The organism is Pseudomonas sp. KD5 (assembly GCF_012932895.1).
Taxonomy (GTDB): Bacteria; Pseudomonadota; Gammaproteobacteria; order Pseudomonadales; family Pseudomonadaceae; genus Aquipseudomonas.
Window position 1 is genome coordinate 480,862 of sequence record NZ_JDWJ01000004.1, and the last position, 22,551, is coordinate 503,412.

The 22,551-nt window shown below is 56.5% G+C and carries 23 protein-coding genes, 1 tRNA gene and 1 pseudogene; 11 read left to right on the forward strand and 14 right to left on the reverse strand.

Features of this window, described 5'->3' with window-relative positions:
* Positions 1-95 precede the first annotated feature (95 nt).
* Positions 96-752, forward strand: a complete 657-nt coding sequence (locus AF70_RS12045; RefSeq protein WP_019578439.1) for an HAD hydrolase-like protein — start codon at positions 96-98, stop codon at positions 750-752.
* A 153-nt stretch (positions 753-905) separates the two neighbouring features.
* On the forward strand, positions 906-1,475 hold the full coding sequence (locus AF70_RS12050; RefSeq protein ID WP_019578440.1) for a DJ-1/PfpI family protein: 570 nt from the start codon (positions 906-908) through the stop codon (positions 1,473-1,475).
* A gap of 394 nt (positions 1,476-1,869) precedes the next feature.
* On the opposite strand, the gene AF70_RS12055 is transcribed toward AF70_RS12050, so the two are convergent.
* Entirely contained in the window at positions 1,870-2,811 is a 942-nt protein-coding gene (locus AF70_RS12055; RefSeq protein ID WP_028940980.1) for a LysR family transcriptional regulator, read from the reverse strand.
* A gap of 98 nt (positions 2,812-2,909) precedes the next feature.
* Between AF70_RS12055 and AF70_RS12060 the strand changes: the two genes are divergently transcribed.
* Positions 2,910-4,124 (forward strand): MFS transporter, encoded by a 1,215-nt coding sequence (locus AF70_RS12060; protein ID WP_028940979.1) that lies wholly within the window; start codon positions 2,910-2,912, stop codon positions 4,122-4,124.
* A 184-nt stretch (positions 4,125-4,308) separates the two neighbouring features.
* Here the strand turns inward: AF70_RS12060 and AF70_RS12065 are convergent, their stop codons facing one another.
* The 5 genes from AF70_RS12065 to AF70_RS12085 form a co-directional block, all read right to left on the reverse strand.
* Positions 4,309-4,470: a hypothetical protein gene (locus AF70_RS12065; protein WP_019578443.1), complete on the reverse strand. Its 162-nt coding sequence runs from the start codon at positions 4,468-4,470 to the stop codon at positions 4,309-4,311.
* A gap of 349 nt (positions 4,471-4,819) precedes the next feature.
* Complete coding sequence (locus AF70_RS12070; protein WP_028940977.1) at positions 4,820-5,818, reverse strand: NADP-dependent oxidoreductase; 999 nt, start codon at positions 5,816-5,818, stop codon at positions 4,820-4,822.
* 67 nt (positions 5,819-5,885) lie between these two features.
* On the reverse strand, positions 5,886-6,755 hold the full coding sequence (locus AF70_RS12075; RefSeq protein ID WP_019578446.1) for an alpha/beta fold hydrolase: 870 nt from the start codon (positions 6,753-6,755) through the stop codon (positions 5,886-5,888).
* Between the two features lie 82 nt (positions 6,756-6,837).
* Positions 6,838-7,626 (reverse strand): SDR family oxidoreductase, encoded by a 789-nt coding sequence (locus AF70_RS12080; protein WP_019578447.1) that lies wholly within the window; start codon positions 7,624-7,626, stop codon positions 6,838-6,840.
* Between the two features lie 52 nt (positions 7,627-7,678).
* Positions 7,679-8,779 carry an alkene reductase gene (locus AF70_RS12085; protein WP_019578448.1) on the reverse strand — a complete coding sequence of 367 codons (1,101 nt, stop codon included), beginning with the start codon at positions 8,777-8,779 and terminating at the stop codon, positions 7,679-7,681.
* Positions 8,780-8,928: 149 nt separating this feature from the next.
* Between AF70_RS12085 and AF70_RS12090 the strand changes: the two genes are divergently transcribed.
* The 3 genes from AF70_RS12090 to AF70_RS12100 all read left to right on the forward strand — a co-directional run bounded on the left by AF70_RS12090 (position 8,929) and on the right by AF70_RS12100 (position 12,479).
* A complete protein-coding gene (locus AF70_RS12090; RefSeq protein ID WP_026331592.1) occupies positions 8,929-9,528 on the forward strand; it encodes a TetR/AcrR family transcriptional regulator in 600 nt (199 codons plus the stop codon).
* Between the two features lie 168 nt (positions 9,529-9,696).
* Entirely contained in the window at positions 9,697-10,233 is a 537-nt protein-coding gene (locus tag AF70_RS12095; protein WP_019578450.1) for a dihydrofolate reductase family protein, read from the forward strand.
* 227 nt (positions 10,234-10,460) lie between these two features.
* A complete protein-coding gene (locus tag AF70_RS12100; RefSeq protein ID WP_028940976.1) occupies positions 10,461-12,479 on the forward strand; it encodes a hypothetical protein in 2,019 nt (672 codons plus the stop codon).
* Positions 12,480-12,772: 293 nt separating this feature from the next.
* Here the strand turns inward: AF70_RS12100 and AF70_RS12105 are convergent, their stop codons facing one another.
* The gene (locus AF70_RS12105) at positions 12,773-13,258 is read right to left on the reverse strand and encodes a hypothetical protein (RefSeq protein WP_028940975.1); all 486 of its coding nucleotides are present in this window, start codon (positions 13,256-13,258) and stop codon (positions 12,773-12,775) included.
* A gap of 211 nt (positions 13,259-13,469) precedes the next feature.
* The gene (locus AF70_RS12110; RefSeq protein ID WP_028940974.1) at positions 13,470-13,742 is read right to left on the reverse strand and encodes a hypothetical protein; all 273 of its coding nucleotides are present in this window, start codon (positions 13,740-13,742) and stop codon (positions 13,470-13,472) included.
* Positions 13,743-14,249: 507 nt separating this feature from the next.
* Here AF70_RS12110 and AF70_RS12115 point away from each other — a divergent pair.
* Together AF70_RS12115 and AF70_RS12120 are read left to right on the forward strand one after the other, a co-directional pair.
* Positions 14,250-14,732, forward strand: coding sequence for a DUF2867 domain-containing protein (locus tag AF70_RS12115; protein ID WP_019578452.1), 483 nt, complete (start codon positions 14,250-14,252; stop codon positions 14,730-14,732).
* A gap of 313 nt (positions 14,733-15,045) precedes the next feature.
* Positions 15,046-15,351, forward strand: a complete 306-nt coding sequence (locus AF70_RS12120; RefSeq protein ID WP_018927614.1) for an NIPSNAP family protein — start codon at positions 15,046-15,048, stop codon at positions 15,349-15,351.
* Positions 15,352-15,444: 93 nt separating this feature from the next.
* Here the strand turns inward: AF70_RS12120 and AF70_RS29820 are convergent.
* Together AF70_RS29820 and AF70_RS12130 are read right to left on the reverse strand one after the other, a co-directional pair.
* Positions 15,445-15,628, reverse strand: a pseudogene (locus AF70_RS29820) (hypothetical protein).
* A 232-nt stretch (positions 15,629-15,860) separates the two neighbouring features.
* A tRNA-Ser gene (locus AF70_RS12130) sits at positions 15,861-15,948 on the reverse strand.
* A gap of 123 nt (positions 15,949-16,071) precedes the next feature.
* Between AF70_RS12130 and AF70_RS12135 the strand changes: the two genes are divergently transcribed.
* Positions 16,072-16,743: a Bax inhibitor-1/YccA family protein gene (locus tag AF70_RS12135; protein ID WP_007941789.1), complete on the forward strand. Its 672-nt coding sequence runs from the start codon at positions 16,072-16,074 to the stop codon at positions 16,741-16,743.
* 67 nt (positions 16,744-16,810) lie between these two features.
* Here the strand turns inward: AF70_RS12135 and AF70_RS12140 are convergent, their stop codons facing one another.
* On the reverse strand, positions 16,811-17,140 hold the full coding sequence (locus AF70_RS12140; protein ID WP_019578456.1) for a YceK/YidQ family lipoprotein: 330 nt from the start codon (positions 17,138-17,140) through the stop codon (positions 16,811-16,813).
* A gap of 57 nt (positions 17,141-17,197) precedes the next feature.
* Positions 17,198-17,635 carry an Lrp/AsnC family transcriptional regulator gene (locus AF70_RS12145; RefSeq protein WP_007941786.1) on the reverse strand — a complete coding sequence of 146 codons (438 nt, stop codon included), beginning with the start codon at positions 17,633-17,635 and terminating at the stop codon, positions 17,198-17,200.
* Positions 17,636-17,769: 134 nt separating this feature from the next.
* Between AF70_RS12145 and AF70_RS12150 the strand changes: the two genes are divergently transcribed.
* On the forward strand, positions 17,770-18,663 hold the full coding sequence (locus tag AF70_RS12150) for a DMT family transporter (protein ID WP_028940973.1): 894 nt from the start codon (positions 17,770-17,772) through the stop codon (positions 18,661-18,663).
* Between the two features lie 8 nt (positions 18,664-18,671).
* On the opposite strand, the gene AF70_RS12155 is transcribed toward AF70_RS12150, so the two are convergent.
* Complete coding sequence (locus AF70_RS12155; protein ID WP_028940972.1) at positions 18,672-19,691, reverse strand: FUSC family protein; 1,020 nt, start codon at positions 19,689-19,691, stop codon at positions 18,672-18,674.
* 87 nt (positions 19,692-19,778) lie between these two features.
* Entirely contained in the window at positions 19,779-21,404 is a 1,626-nt protein-coding gene (locus tag AF70_RS12160; RefSeq protein WP_028940971.1) for an NADP-dependent glyceraldehyde-3-phosphate dehydrogenase, read from the reverse strand.
* A 230-nt stretch (positions 21,405-21,634) separates the two neighbouring features.
* Between AF70_RS12160 and AF70_RS12165 the strand changes: the two genes are divergently transcribed.
* Positions 21,635-22,522, forward strand: a complete 888-nt coding sequence (locus tag AF70_RS12165; RefSeq protein WP_019578460.1) for a Dyp-type peroxidase — start codon at positions 21,635-21,637, stop codon at positions 22,520-22,522.
* The last annotated feature ends 29 nt before the right edge of the window (positions 22,523-22,551 follow it).

Consider the following 22,551-nt stretch of genomic DNA (forward strand, 5'->3'; position numbering starts at 1 on the left):
GATAATGCGCCTTTCCCACCAATCGGGTGAATTAATCGCCCAGCACAAGCAGCCGCCTGGACTCGGCTGCCACCACTACAGGAAGGAGCTTTTACATGTCATACCGGCTTGCCATTTTCGACTTTGACGGCACGCTCGCTGATTCCTTTCCGTTCTTTGTTTCAGTGTTCAACCAGGTTGCTGACAGACACGCATTCAGTCGAATTCACCCGCAAGAGTTGGACTGTCTGCGCAAGCAGGGGGCTCGGGAGATCATGGCTCATATCGGAATGCCTCGCTGGAAGCTGCCTCTGGTGGCGCGAACCTTCATGAGCTTGATGAGGAAACATCGAAGCTCGATCCCACTGTTCAATAACATTGCAAATACCCTTGCCCATCTTGACGAGAGAGGACTGATTCTGGCGGTGGTATCTTCTAATTCCCAAGAAAATATCACGCAAATTTTGGGCTCCAGCTGTCGACATATCCGGGCCTTCGAGTGCGGCGTCTCCATTTTCGGCAAGGCGTCTCGCTTGCGCCGTGTCATGCGCAAATTCGACGTGGCGCCAGAAGACGTTATCTACATCGGCGACCAACCTACGGATGGTGAAGCAGCAGCGACTGCCGGTATCGCCTTTGGTGCGGTCGCCTGGGGATATGGAGCATATGATGCATTCCACAGTCTTCAGTCCCATGAGTGGTTCGCCGATGTGAGCGAATTACGGCGACTGGCAGGAAGTGATACGCACCTTGAGTCATCCGCAAGTTTATAGGCTTGACCATTGAGTGGCGATTTCAGCCGATTCCAACAATCAGCCTCTGGCCGAGAGCTGTCAGCGGTGAGGGGAAACTTTCGACCCAAGGCAGCCATTGAGATCTATGTGTTGTCGCTTTATGTTATTCGTTTTCATGGAGGATTCTGACTGATGGCACGCGTGGGATTGATACTGACACCCGGTTTTGCGGACTGGGAATATGCTTTCATTGCAGGCACCGCATCCCCGTTCTACGGGATCGACGTTAGGTTTTTCGCCTCTACTACGGGGCAGTTCCGCTCGCAGGGTGGATTGGCAGTAACTGTGAATTGCAGCTTGCAACAATGCCTGGACTGGAAACCGGACGTTGTTGTCGTCATCGGTGGAATGATCTGGGAACGTGCAGATGCACCGGATATTCGGGACTTTCTTCATACTAGTCGTTCAAGTGGCGCGACAATTGCCGGTATCTGTGGGGGAACGCTGGCACTTGCGAGAGCCGGGCTTCTCGACACGGTTTCTCATACCTCGAACAGCGCTGACTTTTTACAACAGAATGCCGCAGGTTATGAAGGGTCCTCGCTTTATCGAAGCAGTCCAGTAGCTGTGGTTGCTGACCGCATCATAACTGCGCCAGGTCCTGCTCCCGTTAGCTTTACCTGCGCAGTGTTCGAAGCTGCCGGGTTAACTTCAGAGATCATTTCTCAGTTCAGGTCAATGTTGGCAGCGGAACATCGGTGACCGCTTCGTCCTGAAAAAACAGCCAACCAGGTGATGTGCTCGAGTGTCCGCTCTTGGCCGATTCTGTTGAAAAAGTCGGCTTCGGTTTCCACGGCAGAAAAGTACGCGCCTGAGATTGAAGTCTGTGTTTTGGGCAGAAGGTTCAGGACTCGGATTTCGCGTAGCAGCGCGCAAAATAGGCGTTTTCAGCGGTCAGTATGCAGGCCGTCTGGAAGAACCGACTTTTTCAACAGAATCGACCCATAGCGGACGCTCCAGCAGCCAGTCAGATGTGTCTACGAGACCAGAGGGCTATTCAACTTACTGGAAATTGTCTGCCCCCGACCTAGGCAACCTCATTGCGCACTTGACGGCAACTCTTATCCGGTATGGCGTGGCTTACAACCTCCTAACATCAGGCATTAGGTACTTTAAGGTCGAACAACAGCTCATCGGTTGCGCGATCAAAATGGTCGGTAAGGAAATCCAGCAATACACGCACGCGGGGAATCCGGTAACGATTGCCGTGTAATACCGCGTAGACGCCGGCCTCTCGGGCACAAAAGTCAGGTAACAGCACCTTCAGTCGTCCAGCACGGATATCGGCTGCCGCATCCCAAATGGTCTTGCGTGCGATGCCATGTCCAGCCAACGCCCATGCGCGCGCGAGGGCGCCGTCGTTGGTTTCCCATGCCTGGCTCATGGGAACGGTGTGGTTCCATTCCTGACCATCCACCACAAAGTGAAAGGTGTTCAATGGACCTGCAGACGTCACCAGCACGATGAACTTGTGGCTAGGCAAGTCAGTAGGGGTTTGGGGTTCACCGTATCGCGCCAGATAATCAGGCGAAGCGCACAGTACTCGCCAGTTGGGAGCCAACTGCCTGGCGATCATCGAGCTGTCATGCGGCTGTCCAAACCGGATTGCCAGATCGACATCGTCCTGCACCAGATTTGACACCGAGTCCGACAACGTCAGCGCGACGTACAGTTCCGGGTGCAATGTACTGAATGTCTCAAGCCAGTCATTTAAAAGCTTGCGGCCAAAATCGGCAGATGCGGATATCCGTACCTTGCCACGCACCTCTGTTTGACTGGCTTGAAGCCCCGCTTCCGCCTCATCGATAGCCCGCAATGCGACCCAGCATTGCTGCAAATAAAACCGACCTTCTTCCGTGAGGCGCAACTGACGCGTTGTGCGATCAAACAACTTGGTGCGCAGCGCCGCCTCAAGCTTGATAAGTCGCGCGCTGGCCGCGGCCGGCGACAGCGCCAGTTTGCGCCCTGCGGCAGACAAGCTGCCGAGTGCTGCCGCTTCGACAAACAAACGCATGTCGCCCAATCGGTCAGTAGCCATATTCAATTCAAATTTGATGGTTCATCAAATGGTAGACCAATTATCAAATCCGTAGCAATTCATCACACTCACGTCTCCCATTCCTCTGAGCACAGGTCATGACCGGCAAATCGCAATTTGAAAATGGCTCTTTCACGACATCGGGCAATACCAAATACCTCACTACTGGGCGTCTCCCATTGGCGGCCCTGTTGGCGCTGACAATGGGGAGCTTTATCGCCACCGCCAACGAAACGGTGCCAGCAGGACTTTTGCCGCAAATCGCCGAGGCATTTGGTGTGTCGCAAGCGTGGGCTGGTCAGATGGTGACCCTATGTGCACTGGGCTCAGGGTTAGCGGCTATTCCATTGACTCTCGCGTTGCAGGGCTGGCGTCGGCGCTTGGTGCTATTACTGGCTGTCGGGGTGTTTTGCGCCTGTAATGCGGTGACCGCTCTGTCGCCCTGGTTTTCATTGACGCTGGCTGCCCGCTTCATGGTGGGTATCGCAACCGGTCTGGCCTGGAGCCTGCTGGCCGGCTATGCCAGACGATTGGTCGCCCCACAGCAGCACGGTCGCGCAATGGCGCTGGCCATGCTCGGCATCCCTTTGGCACTAGCCCTAGGCGTACCGCTAGGTGCCTGGCTCGGCAAGCTGCTGGGATGGCGTTGTGTGTTCGGGACTCTCTCAGGACTCAGCCTTTTGCTGATGGCCTGGATATATCTGAAAGTGCCTGATTATCCCGGACAACGCTCCGATCGACGCTTGCCGCTACGCAGGGTCCTGCAAACCCCAGGCGTGCGGCCCGTGCTGGCGGTGGTCATGCTCTGGATCCTGGCCCACTACACCCTCTATACCTATATTGCTGCGTTCCTGGCTTCTGTTGGATTGGCCGATCAGATAGATCGGGGCCTCCTTTCATTCGGTATTGCGGCCTTGTTCGGTCTATGGATGATTGGCACGCTGATTGATGACAGGCTTCGGAGTCTGGTACTGCTCAGCCTGACAGCATTCATCCTGGTTTCGTTTGCCCTGGGCTTGGGTGACCTGCCCGTCAGTGCGATCTATATCGGCATCGTCCTGTGGGGGATGAGCTTCGGTGGTGCGCCAACCTTATTGCAAACCTCCTTGGCTGATGTTGCCAGTGACGGCGCCGATATTGCGCAATCAATGTTGGTGACCGTCTTCAATCTGGCGTTTGCAGGCAGTGGTGTGATCGGCGGCATTTTCCTGGAAACATGGGGGGCAGGTGCTATTCCCTGGGTAGCGCTGGCATTGTTGTTACCAGCGTTGTTGATTGTTTCGATAGCCAAGGGGCATGCTTTCAGGCGTTAACTACTGCCGAGGCGTTGAGGATTTATCAACCCTAAGAGGGTGGGCAGAGGTGATGCCACGACGGGATCGTGGCGAGCATGATGATGCACGGTCGGGTGGGAATTATCGAGTCGCGTTGAGTGGCTGCTTCTGGCCCGAAAGCTTCAAAAAAAGCCCGGACTTAGCCGGGCTCGTTAAAAAAAGTTCAGCGCGAATCCACCTCTTTCGCGATCTCGGCGGATGATTTTTCCCTGCGTCTCTGAAGCCAGCTATAGAACGCATGTACCGGATGGAGGACGGCGGTAAGCACGCCAAGCAGCAGGATGATGAAAATGATGATCAGCGGGATGCTTTCGTGCGAGAACATGGTGGGTTACTCCTGTATTCACTATGTCGGAACCCACAGGCTAGACGCATAGAACAATGTTTTTGATGAACGTATATTCATCCTCGGGTGCGTCAATTGTGCTACGGAGAGAGTCGCCAAACTGATTATGAATGTGCTTTGTACGGTGGCTGTGGCGAGGCCGAGATCTACTGCTTAAGCATCAAACTGCGCCATAGGATCACAGTTGGTGCAACAGGCACGACGTCCGTTTGCTGCGCTTCCTGTTTCGGCAACTCTAGTGTCGTCAACTCGCTCAGCCCGGATGAAGAATGCTGGCGTGCTAAAAGTTGCTCGAGCTCTTCGGTCGACTCATCGATAGGTGGCGTAGTCATTTGATCGAAATAACGACCTTGCCTTTGGCTCGTCCCTGCTCGACATACTTCAACGCCTCTGCCGTTGATTCAAAGGGGAAGGCGCGGTCAATCACCGGTTTGATGATGCCGGCCTCAATGAGCGCGGTTATTTGTTGCAGTTGGGCACCGTTGGCCCGCATGAATACAAACCTGTAGTTGACGTCTTGCTTGTGGGCCTTGCGCCGAATACCGAGGCTCAGCACGCGCATGATTTGCTTCAATGGCCAGGACAAATCTTGCTCCTGTGCGAACTGCGCAGTGGGTGGTCCTGAGATGGAAATGAGCTGGCCACCGGGCTTGAGCACCTTGAGTGACTTCTCCAGGACATCGGCGCCGAGACTGTTCAACACTACGTCGTAGTCGTGCAAGACACTTTCGAAGTTCTGCTGTTTGTAGTCGATCACCAGATCGGCCCCCAATGCCTTCACCCATTCGACATTCGCAGTGCTGGTGGTTGTAGCGACAAAGGCACCGAGGTGTTTGGCGAGCTGGATGGCGAGGGTGCCGACGCCGCCGGAGCCGGCGTGAATCAGCACTTTCTGACCCTTTTTCAGTTGGGCGATTTCGACCAGCACTTGCCAGGCGGTCAGTGCAACCAAGGGGAGGGACGCTGCTTGTGCCATGCTGGTATTGGCAGGTTTCAGGGCGATCGCGTTCTCGTTCACGGCGATCAATTCGGCGAACGTGCCGATCCGCGCTTCCGGTGGGCGAGCGTACACTTCGTCTCCCGGTTTGAAGCGTGTCACCTTCGAGCCCACCTCAATCACGACGCCTGCCAGATCGTTACCCAGGATCAATGGAAATGAGTAGGGCAGGATCAGTTTGAATTCGCCTTTGCTGATCTTCGAATCCAGCACGTTGACGCTGCTGGCGTGTACCTCGATCAAAACGTCGTGGGCACTCACTGCGGGGGCGGGAGCTTCGCCAATCCGCCCGGGGTTCTTGCCATAGCGATCAATTAGAAATGCTTTCATCGTGGTGCGGCTCTTGTCGGTTGTAAGGAGGGTAGCCGGTGCGTTGCTGCGTTGCTGCGCCGCGTTGTCAGGCATCGAGGAACGCCTGCGCCTTGGCCACAAAGTCAACGTGGTGTTGGAAAATACCGCCGTGCCCGGCATCCTCATAAATCACCAGTTGTGCGTTGGGGATACGCTTTGCCAGTGCACTCGAGTTAACGCTGGGCACCATGATGTCGTTGTCGCCGTTGACGATCAGCGTCGGCGTCCGCAAGCGCCCGAGGTCTTGCGGCGGCTGTTTGCCCCACGCGGTGATGGCTTTCAACTGCCGCAGGAAAGCGCTGGGCGTCGGGCCCTTGTCGCGATTCTTTTTGCGTGCTTTCAGGCGCTGTAAATACAGCGAGGCGGATCGACGGCCATTGGGCGTCGAAGTAAAAAACAGGTAGAACTTCGGATCGCGCAGGGTCAGCAAGCCTTTGAGCATCAATGGCCATGTCACCGAGCCGACCTTGTCGATACCGCTGCCGCCGGCCGGTCCGGTGCCGGTCAGAATCAAACGCCGCACCAAATTAGGTGCCTTCAGGGCGATGTCCTGAGCGACGAAACCGCCGAGGGAGAAACCGAGCACATCAACGGTTTCCAACCCCAGCGCATGGATCAGCTGGATGGCATCGTCAGCCATTTCGCCGACGGTCAGTGGTGCGCTTCCACCAGAGCCGCCGATGCCGCGATAGTCGGTGGTAATGACGCGTCTGGTTTGTGCCAGGCCGTCGATGATCGCGGGGTCGAAGTTGTCCAGCACCGCGCCCCAATGGTTGAACAGTACAAGGGGTACACCGGTTGCGGGGCCGGTATCGCGATAGGCAAAAGGAATGCCGTTGACCGTGATCGTCTGGTTCGTCGCATTGATGAACGACGTCTGTGAACCCGAGGGCGTACTTGTCTGCGTTGAATTCATTGCTACTCCGGACAGCGGGTCGGATTCGATGCAGTGACTTGCGCCTGCATCGAATCTGGCGCTAATGCTCGCTACCAAAAAATCACTGTGGAGTCTGGTAGCGCTGGGCAACCGCAGACTGGCGGATTTGTCCCAGCAGGCCCTGACGTGCGCTCTGCAGCTCATCCCAGCGTTCCGCTTCGTGCAGCGGCGGGATGGTCACCGGTTCACGACGATCAAAACCGACTAGGGCGGCATCCACCAGATCGTCCACTTCCATGATTTCGCTCAAGGTGTTGATGTCGACGCCGGAGCGATCCCAGATCTCCGTGCGAGTGGCGGCGGGCAGCACGGCCTGCACGTAGACGCCCTGAGGCGAAAGTTCCAGGCTCAGGCCCTGGGAAAGGAACAGCACAAATGCCTTGGTCGCACCGTAGACCGTCATGCCGAACTCCGGCGCGAGGCCCACCACCGAACCGATGTTGATGATCGCGCCGTCGCCTGCCTTGGACAGGCGTGGGGCGATGGCGCTGGCGAGCCGCACCAGCGCCGTGGTGTTGAGGGCGACCAGTTGCGCAACGCTGTCGGTGCTTTGGTCGATGAAGTTACCGGACAGCGCGGCGCCGGCGTTATTGACAAGGATGCCGATGCGGGCGTCGTCGCGCAGGCGGTTTTCAACGGTTGTCAGATCGCTGAGTTGGGTCAGGTCCGCCGCAATGACATCGACGGCGACGTCGTGTTCGCTGCGCAAGCGCGCTGCGAGTGCATCCAGGCGCGCCTGATCGCGGGCGACCAGTACCAGATCGTGGCCGCGTTGCGCGAAGCGCTCGGCGTAGACCGCGCCAATGCCGGTGGAGGCGCCAGTGATGAGAACAGTAGGGCGAGTGCTCATGGGGTATCTCTCTTTCAGGATGTGTGAAACAGAAAGCGCGATCACTGATGGCTCAGCTTGCGGTGGCGCTCGATTCAGCCAATGTCGGGTAGTCGATGTAGCCAGCCGCACCGCCGCCATAGAGGGTGGCGGGATTGAACGCGGACAATGGCGCGCCACGTTTGAGGCGCTCCACCAGATCCGGATTGCCAATGAACGGGCGACCGAAGGCGATCAGGTCGGCCTGGTCTTCAGCGAGCCTCGAAGTCGCCAGCTCTAGGTCATAGCCGTTGTTAGCGATGTAGGTGTTTTTGAAGCGCTGGCGCAGAGCGCCGAAATCGAAGGGCGCCACGTTGCGCGAGCCACCGGTCGCGCCTTCGACCACGTGCAGATAAACCACGTCGAGGGCGTCGAGTTGTTCAACGACGTAATCGAATTGCGCCTGCGGATCGCTGCTGGAAACGCCATTGGCCGGTGACACCGGTGACAGGCGCACACCGGTGCGATCCGCGCCGATTTCATTGATGACGGCCGTCGTCACTTCGAGCAACAGACGTGCACGATTTTCAATCGAACCGCCGTAAGCATCGGTACGCAGATTGGCGCTGTCCTTGAGAAATTGATCCAGCAAATAGCCGTTTGCACCGTGAATCTCCACACCATCGAACCCAGCGGCGATAGCGTTGGACGCAGCCTGGCGGAAATCGGCGACGATCCCCGGCAGTTCGCTGATGTCCAGTGCGCGCGGCTCGGAGACGTCTTCAAAACGGTTGTTGACGAACACTTTGGTGGCGGCGCGCAGTGCAGAAGGGGCCACAGGAGCAGCGCCGTTTTCTTGCAGATCAACATGCGACACACGGCCGACATGCCACAGTTGCAGGAAGATTTTTCCGCCCTTGGCGTGGACGGCATCGGTCACGGTGCGCCAGCCGTCTATCTGCGCCTGCGTGTAGATCCCCGGGGTGTCCTGATAACCCTGGCCCTGGCGGGAAATCTGCGTGGCTTCGCTGATCAGCAGGCCGGCGCTGGCGCGTTGGCTGTAATAGGTGGCCGCGAACTCGCTGGGGACGAAGCCCTGGCCTGCGCGGTTGCGTGTCAGCGGCGCGAGGACGACCCGGTTCGACAGCGCAAGGCTGCCAAGGGTGTAAGGGGTGAACAGACTCTGATTGGTCATCTGGTATTTCTTCCGTGCCCGTTGATGGAGATCGGTGTTGCGTGCAATTAGGATGATGATCGAAATCTAAACTGTCAACGGTTTTGATTATGACCAGCATCTATGTATGATTGGACGCATGATTTCCCGGTAAACACGAGGTATTGCACGTGAGAGTGACCAAGGCCCAGGCGCAGGCCAATCGAGAGCACATCGTTGAAACGGCCTCAGAGCTGTTCCGTGAGCGCGGCTTTGATGGCGTCGGTGTGGCGGATCTCATGGCGGCTGCCGGTTTCACCCATGGAGGCTTCTACAAGCACTTCGGGTCGAAGGCCGACCTGATGGCCGAAGCCTCGGCCTGCAGTCTTGCCAAATCGCTGACAGGCGCCCAAGCGCTCGATGTTCCGGGCTTCATCAACGTCTATGTGACCCGAGAACATCGGGACGGACGTGGCAGCGGTTGCACCATGGCCGCGTTGTGCAGCGACGCGGCGCGTCAATCGGATGATGTGAAAACGACATTTGCCGAAGGCATTGAACACACCCTGCAAACGCTGGGAGAGAAATATCCGACGGGACCGGATGCCGAGGCGGGAGAGGGGAGAAAGAAAATGATCGACCTGCTGTCTCGCGCTGTCGGCGCGATTATTTTGTCGCGTGCCTGCCCGGATGATTCTGCACTCGCGGATGAGATCCTTGAGGTTTGTCGCGCTGAAATGTTGGCTTCGTTGCCGGTCGATGAAGTTGAACCGGTGTTGAAGGAAGATTAATTCAAAGCGTGAACGGCCTATTCGCGCGATCAAAATACGCTACACGGTTTTTTTGACCCATTTGATTTGAGCGGGATTTGTAGAAAACCAGCTAAGAAATTTAGCTATATATTAGTTTTGCTATCCTCTTTGCGGTCAGTCATGCGTCGTCTGAATAAGGAAACTTCTATGACTACTGCACATGTTTTCATCGCCATCAGTCTAGATGGCTATATCGCCAGGTCCGACGGTGACATTGACTGGCTATTGCAGCGCGATGATCAGAGTGAGGATCACGGCTACCTGGGCTTCATCGCCGATAAGGATGCTATCGTGATGGGGAGGGGGAGCTATGAGAAAGTGCTGACCTTCGACACTTGGTTCTACGACCTGCCAGTAATCGTGTTGTCTCAACAGTTGGCCGATTCACAGGTGCCTAATGCGCTAGAGGGAAAAGTGCGTTTTTCCAACCTCACTCCTTCAGACCTGCTGGCGGAACTGGCGAGGCAAGGTGTGCATCGAGTCTATGTCGATGGCGGGCAATTGGTGCAGTCATTCCTGCGTGACGGGTTAGTCGCCGATATGGTGATCACCACTGTTCCCGTGCTGATTGGGTCGGGAAGACCATTGTTCGGGGCCCTTACGCAGGACATTGAATTGAAGCTAGTAAATAGCCGGTGTTTTCCTTCCGGTCTAGTGCAGTCAACCTATCAGTTGGCTCCTTGATTTTCCGGAGGGAGACCCGATCCAAAAACGAGGGTGAGATGGCATCTCGTCCACGGTACTGTCGTCTAAATGACCACTACTGGTCGGTTTCTGCCTGTCGCCAAGGCTGCAACCGACCCGAAGCGGTCGTTGTTGACTGGCAACGGTCGATGGCCAATGACGCTACATGTGTAAGTGACAACGAAACTTCAAGGATGGACAATGTGGGCCCTCCTTAGGTCATCGAGATGGACGCCGGCTCTGGCAAAAAAAATATGGATATCCAGCAATTTATCGAGTTATGCGATCGCGTCAAAGGCCGTTCAGCCTCATTACCTAAATTGTCCAGCGAAGATGCCTATCAAGCGCTCAGCGAGGCTGCTGCAGGCTTCGAGAAGAAACTTCTCTCGACCGTCGTTGCGCTTCGGAAGTACCTTGCCATTCGTCATGAGCGTGGCAATGCCAAGAGGGACCCTTATCTCTCGATCCTAGCCGTCATTCGAGACGCGACCCGGGAAGAACGTCCAAGCGCACAAAACTCTGCTTTGGATTGGGAGCAGTTAGTCGAATTAGTCCTGTCAGCACAGGGTTCGCTTCATTGGTTTCGTCCAGGACAAGCCGAGAAATTCTCCGATGAGGAGAATGCTCTATCACAGGCTTGCCTGAAGCTTTCTCGCTTAGGGGTCGAAATCAGCGAAGAAAATTGCGAAGTCAGGATTTCCCAAGACTCTCACACGCTCATCACAACTGAAATCTCTCGATTGGCGAATGCCGTGGGAGGGGCAGGCATTCTGGAGAAGGTCTTCTCGAACCTAGAGTCGCTGTATCACCAGCCTTTTGGCCGATACTTATTCGGGCGCAAGGTTTCCACGGGCATATCCAAAGTCTTTCCAGCGGTACCATGGGGCTATCTGATTGCTTTGGGCGTAAAGCACCTGCCAGCCCAAAAGGCTGCTAATAGTGAGCATGATTTCGAGCAGTTGGTTCACCTGATCAGAGATCTCATCACAGTATTTGAGATCCAGCCCTACAGCATCTGGAGTAACCTGCTGTTCGGACCTGACCGCCTTATGTCCCTGCTTCAGGAGACAGTCCTTTACGACAACCTAATTGCGGTCCAGCAGATCAGTGGTCGTCACGCCAAATTGATCCTCGGCTCGCTGACCAAACCATTCGTGAATGCCGGACACGTGAGCTACAGGGTAAGGCTGAAGGATGCGACCAAGCTTGCCCTAGCTGCAATCGATCTCTCGCATACAAAGCGCCAAACAGCGGTTACCGCCGATGATCTGGCTAAAGCCTCAGGTCTACGGAAGGACATAGTCGAAACCGCCTTGAGTGATGTGTTGGCTTTTGGAGAAGGGGTTTCGAATCGGACACTGTCCTTTCCGCCATCGAGCGCTGAGATTGATTCTAGCTTCAAACCATTGTTCAAGCGCGGCAAAAGTTACCGGTTGCTTCCGCGCTCCCTGACGGCAATGGGTGCCATGAACGCTGTGCTAAACATGATCTCCAGACCTAACGATGTGTTTGATAAGGCACTCGACCAGAAGCTGGGAGAGATCCTGGAAGACTTTATTCGGACTCGAATCCGTGCGGCGGGCGTACCAATACACACTGGCGACATTCAGTCAGATAACCGCGAGCTGTTAGGTGAATGTGACGCGTTGATTGATACTCCAAAGGGGATATTTATATTCGAGGTCAAGAAAAAAGGGCTGACACGCAAGGCTATGGCGGGCCACGGTGCAGACCTTCTTGTCGACCTAGCCCAGAGCCTGATGAAAGCACATGAACAGGCGTACAAGGCAGAAACTCATCTGGTCAAGCAGGGAGAGATCACCCTCAAAGACAAACAGGGTCAGGAAGTCACCGTGGCTCTTGATGGGAGAGAAATCGAGAAAGCGTCTATCTCGCTAACCGATTTCGGAGGTCTCCAGAGTCGATCTATCCTGCAGCGAATTCTCGATGCAGCAATCCGCATAGAGGTGAATGCGGACAATGAAAGAGACAATAAACGACTCGAAGACTGGCGTAAAACTGTTGCTGCGCTACGTGGCTATGTCATTGAAGAGAAGCCCGACCGCCCGTTCTTCAACTCGATTTTTTTAAGCGTGCCTCAGATTCTCACGCTACTGGAGCGGGTCGAGGATGCAGGCGAATTCTTCGATGAAGTCACGCGTGGCAGGTCTGTGGTGTATGGCCTCCAAGATTTCTATAGCGAGTACGACCAAGCGCTTAAATTGGCAGGCCTTAAAACGGCTTAATCGCCCGCCTTTCATCATAGGGGAGCGCAGCCGGAAGGCCTTAGCCTGAAGAGATAGGGCCCGCCGGTAACGAGATAACCATCATAGTAGCGATCGGTCGCGACGACGGATCGTTATAGCACTGACCGCTGGAACGACTTCCTGCGAAAGGGGGCGGGGCGCAGATGAACCAATACTCTGCGGATTATCAGCGGGGGGTATGCGGCCTCGACGGGGGACGGCTTCGGATCGATGCGGTCGTCGGCGACAGGCACTTCTTGGCCGATTTCTGCCTGTCACGACCCGCGGTAAATTTAGGTATGAATAATTTTTTCGGGGCTCTCCAGGGCTGCAAGGAAGTCGTGTTCACCCTCAGCTCCCCACCATGGGATAGATATAACGCCGCCGAGGTCTCTTAGCTGCCGCAGTAGCTCCAACAATGAGTAGATCTGATCTTGTCCCCACTGAGCCCCCATCCGATAGTCCAATGTGAGGCTATTAGTGAAAACGTAAACACCAAGGTCAGGTATTTGACCCCGGGTGCCGTACAGCCCACCGAGAACGACGTGGAATGCCTCTGCTGCTCCTGAGCTTACAAGCAAAGCATCCTGAGGGCCGGAGAATGGCTTCCCACTTTGGGATGCTTTGATCCAAAGGTAGCCGCCGTCAACAGTGACATTTTTCGCGCCATGATCGAACAGATATTGAAATGCCTGCGGTACAAACGACGAATCTGAATACGTCACCACAACCTCAGGGAGCGATCCATCGTTAGTTGCAAAGTATTCGGAAAAATTCACGTGGCGTGCCTATCGTTTGCAAGGGACGGGGCATTTCCGATGAGCCGATGCCCCCTAGATGATTGTGAGGTGTTGGCCAAGGTTGAGCCAATCTGTCGTTATTAACCCAACTGAAAACTGATTGCGAGCGGATGGTCAATGCTTTGGGCGGGAAGGGATGGCTCTGAGGGGTAGCTTTCGATCCGAAACGGACACAGACGGGGCATTCCGATTAGCTGAATTGACGCTCATACAGAGTGACCTGCTGAGGAAACAGCTCACCATAGAAAGGATATGGAATACCGAAAATGTTCACTTCGATGCAAGGCGACGGGAACTCTTTGGAGTAATCCAGGATGGCCAGACCCTCACATGTAATTACCAGACCCGCTTCTGTCTGAACAGAAAGATCCAGAACGGTCTGATCGTGGTGGTTCGTTGAGCACTCGTTCTGGATAGCAGCGTACCCATCGGCAGGTTCGAATTGGCCTGAAGCAACGCCCATGGGGGGATCTCCGTAATCGAGCGCCGAGTAGCCCACCAAAACCAACCCGCTATAAATTGAGAATCGCGTCATACGACTGCCTGTTTTTGCCATGCATTAGACCCAACAGCGGTATATCACTCGGCTAGTACTTAAGCGAGGGCGGGCGGTTGAGCGACCGCAAATGGCCGATTGCTGCCCGTCGTGAAGGGCTGCTTCCGACCGAGGCTGTGTAAAAACGTTTTTGAGCGCGACAGGTACTCAGAACCGGACTGAAAATCGCGCTTCTACGCAAAATCCACATCTGCTGACGTGCCGATAAATTTCAGATTTAACGTAGACGCGAGCACTTCAATTTTGGTGAAGCGTTTTTACACACTCTGGACCCATACCGGCCTGTAGCCGTCAGATATTCACCCAGCGAACAGCTAAGGGAGATTTGGGGGGGATCACGACGTAGCATGGCTACATGATAATCAGCTTCCGATTTTATCGGAATGGCAGTCGGGCCACTGAAGGAAATAATGTTTGGCTACCACATCACCTGCTCACACTCTGCGTGCACTGTCCGATCTTGATTACTATGACAGCAGGTCGGTTCCGCTCCCTGTTGAAATCACCACTCTTGACGCTTGGAACATCATGACGGCCGAACCGGGACTGTTCATGCGGCTAGCTTTCCGAATGAGGGACGCGATTTCCTCGTTATTCGGCGTGAGGCGGATCGGTGGGTTCTCCGGCGCTAGGCGAGAGACAGTACACGCTGGCGAACAGCTGGATTTCTTTCTGGTGGAGCATAGTGCCCCCGACATACTGGTTCTGACCGAACGTGACCGGCATCTGGATGTCATGATTTGCCTTTCGATAACAGATCGAGTGTTCACGGTCACATCATCTGTCGTAACGCATAACGTCTTTGGGCGCATCTACATGCTGCCGGTAGGTCTAGCCCATAAGTTGATCGTCAATAGTGATCTCGGGCGGCTGAAACGAAAGCTTGAAGGGAAGTAGATTTTGGTTGTTTCAGCTTTATCCCCGCGACCGCTCCTGGCCCAGGCTGTGTAAAAACGTTTTAGAGCAGGTTTGAAGGTTCGAATCGGAACGAAAACCGCGTTCCTACGCACATTTCAGGACCACTGATCTGCCAATCACGGTCAGATTTTACGTAGCGACACAGACTTCAAAACGAGGCCTGCGTTTTTACACAGCCTGGGCCGATTGCTGCCTGTTGAGATGGGCTGAAATCGCCCCCAGACTGCCATCGACGACTCAGCTTATGGCGTGCGTAGAATAGCGGCTTCCCCATTTTCAAAGGAATGATCCAGTGATCACTTGCCACGTCAGGTATGTAATCGATCCCTACCAGCTCCCGGCTTTCGAAAGCTATTCTCGCCATTGGATTCGTGTGGTGACCCGTATGGGAGGAAACCACCATGGCTACTTTCTACCAGCGGAAGGCGCCAACAACATCGCTTACTGTCTATTCAGCTTTTCCAGCCTGGCAGATTATGAGCAGTATCGTAGGGAGGCCGGAGTTGATCCGGAGTGTGTTCAATTGGTGACGCAGGCTACCGAGCAAAAATTCATCCTGAGCTATGAGCGCAGTTTCCTTCGTCCCATTCTGGATTGAACTGACGTGTTTTCGGCCGCACGCGGGCCACCAAAGAGGCTGCTTTTGGCTGGCTGATAGCAGTCATTTTCAGCCAAGGAAAAGTAGCCGTCGTCACTCCGGTGCCATCGGGACTGTGAGCGTAAGCTTGATGAACTCCTCGTTCTTGTCGATGGTGTCCAAGGCGCCACGCAAAGTGTCGGTGGGCATCAGCCGAGCCATGAGCCTCGACCCAGTTGGAACGCTCCAGGATGGCGGCTTCGAGAGCGAGTTGATTTTCGTTGATCTTGTATGGCAGGGAGGGGAGAAGGTTTGAATTGTGGCATCGCTAATCCTCGGTTTTAAGGACAGCGTAGCATCGCGTTACATGAAGGATTTTTAACGATCGGCAGGACGCCGGAGGAGGGGGGCAGCTGCCGAGTTCTGGAACACGTCAATAATAGTTATGGAACACATGCCCAACGGCGAGATTGCCGCCAACCCCCACAAACGACAAAGCCCTGAATAATCAGGGCTTTGTTGTATAAAGATGGCGGAGGCGATGGGATTCGAACTCATGGACCTGTTACAGTCGACGGTTTTCAAGACCGTTGCCTTAAACCACTCGGCCACACCTCCGTTTGCGTTGCGGGCGCCATAATACCTGAATGAAACACACTGTCAAACTCTCTGCATAGCTTGTTACAGAGCGTCTGTTATGATCTTTGCGACTGAACGTTTCAAACCAACAGGAGTGTCGCCATGCGCGAACAGGATTACGCAGTTAATAACAGCGTGCAGGCTGAGCAGCTAGAGGTTAGCCGCGTCCTGCGCAACACTTACGGCCTACTCGCCCTCACCCTCGCATTCAGCGGCGTGATGGCGTTTGTCGCACAGCAGATGCGTGTCGGTTACCCGAACGTCTTCGTCGTGCTGATCGGCTTCTACGGCCTTTTCTTCCTCACCAACAAACTCCGTGACTCGGCGTGGGGCCTGGTTTCTGCGTTCGCGCTGACCGGTTTCATGGGTTTCCTGCTCGGCCCGATCCTCAACCGTTACCTGGGCATGCAGGGCGGCGCGGAAGTGGTCAGCTCGGCCTTCGCGATGACCGCGCTGGTGTTCGGCGGCCTGTCGGCTTATGTACTGATCACCCGTAAGGACATGAGCTTCCTCGGCGGTTTCATCACAGCCGGTTTCTTCGTGCTGCTGGGTGCGACGCTGGCGAGCTTCTTCTTCAAGATCAGCGGTCTGCAACTGGCGATCAGCGCAGGTTTCGTGCTGTTCTCCTCGGTCTGCATTCTGTTCCAAACCAGCGCCATCATTCACGGCGGCGAGCGTAACTACATCATGGCGACCATCAGCCTGTATGTATCGATCTACAACCTGTTCGTCAGCTTGCTGCAACTGTTCGGCATCATGGGCCGCGATGATTGATCGCCAGCCTTGAGTAAAAAACCCGCTTCGGCGGGTTTTTTTTGTCTGGGAATCAGGGCGCCCAAGGCTATTCGGTAATGACAATACTGCCATCGGCCTGCTGCCGATAAATGGTGTAGGGCAGGAGCATGGTGTCGAGAGCGCCGGAAATGACTACGTCGATCAGCACAAAAGGCGTGCCATTGTCGTACTTGTACTCATCGATGCCTGGGCCTGGAGTCGCATGCAGGCGGCAAAAGTCATAAGTCACGCCGCTATAGATCCGTGGAACCGCACCGCAGTAGGTTTTCTGTTCCTTGAGGCTCTTTGCCGCTGCCTCGTCACTACGCACCACTGTCTGGAACGTACCGCAGCCTGCGAGCATCACCGCCGCCAGTAACATGGCCTGAGTTTTCATACCGCCAATCCTTCGCCGGAAAAACACCAATCTACGCTTCTGCGAACAAAACAGCACTCACGCCATCGGTGGCAGCCGGCGCTTGATCGGGGTTTTCTTGACGATGGCGGTGTTGGTTTCAGCGTGGGTGTTGAGGCGGTCGAGGAGGGTGTCCAGTTGTTCCATCGAGCGCACATGCAAGCGGGCGATGAAGCAGTCGTCGCCGGTGACTTTGTCGCACTCGGTGAATTCGGGAATCGCCTGAATCTGCCGTTCCACTTCCTGCAATTGCCCCGGCAACGGGCGGATGCGGACGATGGCCTGGAGTTGGTAGCCGAAGCATTTAGGGTCGATTTCGACGGTATAGCCCTTGAGTACGCCGCGTTCTTCGAGGCGGCGCAGGCGCTCGGCAACGCTGGGCGAGGACAGGCCGCTGATCTGTGCCAGGGCTTTGAGCGAGCGGCGGGAGTCTTCCATCAATGCGCTGATCAGCACTTGGTCGATGTCGTCGGTCATGGGAATCCCCTGTTAGGCAGTCGGCTGGATAAGCCTTGATAAAAAAGGCAGATGCCGAGTTTAGCCTGCTTTTTGCTCTGGAGAAGCCCCTCGGCGGATTGGCATACTTTGGCCTCAAACACAGGAGGTTGATGATGGACAGAACACTACGTCGCGGCTCATTCGAGATGACCGCCGCCATGCTGATTTCCGGGACCATTGGCTGGTTCGTGCTGGTGTCCGGGCAACCGGTGCTGGACGTGGTGTTCTGGCGCTGCGTGTTCGGTGCCGCCACCTTGTTGCTGATCTGCGCGGCGTTCGGCTTTCTGCGCCCTGGCATTTTGACGTCCACTACCTTCTTGTTGGCCGTACTGAGTGGTGTGGCGATTGTCGGTAACTGGGTGCTGTTGTTCGCGTCCTATTCGCGCGCCTCGATTGCCATCGGCACGGCGGTTTATAACGTCCAGCCGTTCATGTTGGTGGGGCTGGCCGCGCTGTTTCTCGGGGAGAAAATCACCCTGCAAAAACTGTTCTGGCTGGGCATTTCGTTTCTCGGGATGCTGGCGATTGTCAGCGCACATGGCGAACAAGGCGAGGGTGGCAACGATTACCTGATGGGGATCGCTCTGGCCTTGGGTGCTGCCTTCCTGTACGCGATTGCCGCGTTGATCATCAAGCGTCTGACCGGCACGCCACCGCATCTGATCGCGTTGGTCCAGGTCTGCACCGGCGTGCTATTGCTCGCACCCTTTGCGCATTTTTCGGCGCTGCCGCAAGCACCCAGTGCCTGGGCCAGCCTGGTGACGCTGGGTATCGTGCATACCGGCTTGATGTATGTGCTGCTCTACGGAGCAATTCAAAAGCTGCCGACCGCCCTGACCGGCGCGTTATCGTTCATCTATCCGATTGCGGCGATTTTCGTGGACTGGTTTGCCTTTGGCCATCGCCTGGAGCCGCTGCAATGGATCGGTGTCGCCGCGATTCTGCTGGCCGCCGCAGGGATGCAACAGGGTTGGGGCCTGAAGCTGCGGCGGGTGGCTACACAATAAACGGCCTCTCAGATGTTCCAGCGCGGTGCGGTTTTTGCCAGACGCTGGCGCATCTCGCCGATGTTCGCGGTCAATTGTCGGGTCAGCAATCGGTAGCCATCCAGCGGACTGTAGACCGGCATATCAAGCGTAGAGTCCAATGGCGGTTCGGCTGGCCGGCTGAGCCGTTGTGAAACGCCCGATTTCAATGCCCGAGCCATACCGATCAGTTGCACCCGGATCTGTCGATGCTCGGTTTTCAATGCCGATTGCAGATGGGCCATTGCCTCAGAGTCATCGGCATTCGGCCGGCTATTGCCGAGGATCTCCAGGATGCTGACGCACATCCGCAGATTGCGCTGAATCGCATCGAGTTCGGTCATGGAAACCCGCACTTCCTTGGACACCGAGGGCATCAGTGAGCGCAGTTGCACCATGACTGCGTTCAAGCGATTCATGAGCTTCAGGTGCTCGTCAGCGGCGACGGACTCGCCGTTGATGATACGGCCGTAGATTGCCGCGCAGTCGCGCAATGCATCGGCCAGGTTGTAGCGCCAGGAGTACACCGCGTACAGCGGCAGGGCGAAGGAGAAAGCCAGTGCCAGGGCGATGCCGATCAGAATATCCACCCCGCGCCACAGGCCATCGGTGACCGGGTTGTCACCGTGCCCCGCAACGATAAACACGGTGATCGCCGACAGCAGCGCCGTATAACCACCCTTGCCGATGGCGTGGTACGAGAAAAATCCGCACACCACCGACATTGCGAAATAGGTCAGCCACGGCATCCCGAGCCAGGCCTGTTGCGCCACCAGCAACAAGCCGACACCGGCCCCGATCAAGGTGCCGATGGCTCGCTCGGCGGCTTTTTTGCCGATATTACCGTGGTGCTGCAAGCCGCCGATCACCACCAGCATGGTCACCGACGCCCATTCGCCGTGGGGCAGATGGATGCCAGTGGTCAGCAGAATCGTCGCCAGCAACCCCAACGAAACCCGCACCGCATGGATCAGTTTGGCGTGGCGGTAGCGCCGGTACGGGTCCAGCAATGGACGCAGTATTCGGCGCAACAGCGGTGGCAGTCGAAGGCCTTTGATGATGCTCAGGTCTGGTGTCCTCAGAAAATTTTGGTGCCCTCAGAAAATATAGTCGGTGGTCAGGAAGCTCGAGTTCCGGCCGCTGATGATCTCGCTGAGAAGCTCTTTGCTGCTTTCCTGGAACTTGGTCGCCACCAGGGTCCGGATCGAAAATACCCGCAGCGCATCATGCACCGACAACGTACCCTCGGCGGAGTTCTTGCGGCCGTTGAACGGGTAGGTGTCCGGGCCGCGCTGGCACTGGGCGTTGAGGTTGATCCGGCCGACCTGGTTGGCGAAGGTGTCCACCAGCCTGCCGACCGCCACCGGGTTGGTGCCGAAGATGCTCAGTTGCTGGCCGAAGTCGGATTCCAGGACGTAATCGATCACGGTGTCCAGATGACGGTAAGGCACGATCGGCACGACCGGGCCGAACTGTTCTTCCTGATAGACGCGCATCTGCGGTGTCACCGGGTACAACACGGCCGGGTAGAAGAACGACGCGCGGGACTCACCACCATTGGGGTTGACCACGGCGGCGCCTTTGCTGACCGCGTCCGCCACCAGCGAATGCAGATAATCGACTTTGCTCGCCTCCGGCAGCGGTGTCAGGGCCACGCCACTGTCCCACGGCATGCCGGGTTTCAGGGAGGCGAGCTTGGCGTTGAATTTCTCGATGAACGCCTCGACCACGTCTTCATGGACGAAGAGGATTTTCAGCGCGGTGCAGCGCTGACCGTTGAACGACAGGGAGCCGGTGACGGCTTCGCTGACCGCGTTGTCCAGATCCACCTCAGGCAACACGATGCCGGGGTTCTTCGCATCCAGGCCCAGTGCCGCACGCAAGCGGTGAGGCCTTGGGTGGAGTTTTTTCAGGTCGCTGGCAGCCTTGTTGGTGCCGATAAACGCAAAGATATCGATCTTGCCGCTGGCCATCAGTGCGCTGACGGTCTCGCGGCCACTGCCGTAAATGACGTTGATTACCCCGGCCGGGAAGCTGTCGCGAAAGGCTTCCAGCAGCGGACGAATCAACAGCACCCCAAGCTTGGCCGGCTTGAACACCACGGTGTTGCCCATGATCAGCGCCGGAATCAGCGTGGTGAAGGTCTCGTTCAGCGGGTAGTTGTAAGGCCCCATGCACAAGGCTACGCCCATTGGAACGCGGCGGATCTGGCCGAGGGTGTCCTGTTCCAGCTCGAAGCGGCTGGAGCGGCGGTCGAGTTCCTTGAGGGCGTTGATGGTGTCGACGATGTAGTCGCAGGTGCGGTCGAACTCTTTCTCCGAGTCCTTGAGGTTCTTGCCGATCTCCCACATCAGCAACTTGACCACCGCCTCGCGCTGTTCGCGCATACGACCGAGGAAGGTCTCGACATGCTGGATACGCTCGGCCACGCGCATGGTCGGCCACAGGCCCTGGCCCCGGTCATAGGCACGGACAGCCGCGTCGAGCGCGGTCAGGGCGGTGTCGGCATCGAGCAGCGGCGTGCTGCCGAGAATCACTTGTTCATCGCCATTCGCGCCGCTCAGGTATACCGGGCTGCGCACCTGGGCGAGGGGGCCGGACCAGGTTTTCAGTTCACCGTCGACCAGGTATTCGCGCTGTTCGGTCTGGCCGTTGAGGCGATACTTTTCCGGGATGCCGTCGGCGGTGGGAAACAGGTTGCCAAGGATCGATGCTGTGGTCATGTCGCTACCCCGTCTGGATTGGGTGATGCACTGATGAATCGTTTTAGCAGACCTCGGCCTGGCTTGTCATGGCTCATCTTATGGTTTTTTTGACTCGACGTTGTGGATCGAGAATCTGTCGGCCCATCTGCTCATGACAGAGCCTGTAGCCGTTGCGATCTTTTGTCCTTGAAAACACACAAGTAACGATCCCCCGGTTAAACTTCGTGCTCTTTCTCAAAGGAGTTCATATGAGTTACTACCAGCCGGGCATCCTCGCCACCCCAGTTCCGCCTCAAGCTCGTCATATGTTCTTCGCCCTCGAATCCGCCGAGGCACTGCCGGCAGCGCTGGATAACCTGACGCGCCTGGTGGACGGAAAATCGGCGGTGGTCGGTTTCGGCGAGTCCCTGGTCAAGGCGCTGCACGCGCAGATCGACGGCTTGCGCGCCTTTCCTGCGCTGGTTGGTGTCGGTGTCGACAACCCGTCGACCCAACACGCGCTCTGGTGCTGGTTGCACGGTGTTGACCGTGGCGAATTGCTCAATCGCAGCCACGCGATCGAAGCCGCGCTGGCACCGGCCCTGCGTCTGGTGCAGATGAACGAAACCTTCCGCCACATGACCGGCAATGACCTGACCGGTTACGAAGACGGCACCGAAAACCCTCACGACGAAGCCGCTGTCGCCGCCGCGCTGCTGGGCGAGGGGGCTGAGGGGCTGGTCGGTGGCAGCTTCGCCGCGATCCAGCAATGGCAGCATGACTTGAAAGGCTTCCACGCGATGCCGTCCCATGAGCAGGACAACATCATGGGTCGGCGCCTGAGCGACAACGAAGAACTCGACGACGCGCCGATCTCCGCCCACGTCAAACGCACCGCACAGGAAAGCTTCGCACCTGAAGCCTTCGTGGTCCGTCGCTCGATGCCGTGGATCGAAGGCGATCGCGCCGGCCTGATGTTCCTGGCATTCGGTTTTTCCCTCGATGCATTCGAAGCCCAACTGCGGCGCATGAGCGGTCTGGAAGACGGCATCACCGACGGTTTGTACCGCATCAGCCGACCGATCACTGGCGGCTACTACTGGTGCCCGCCGCTCAAGGACGGTCGCCTCGACCTGCGCGCATTGCGTGTCGGCTAAATAGCGGATCGCGTACACCTGTAGGAGCG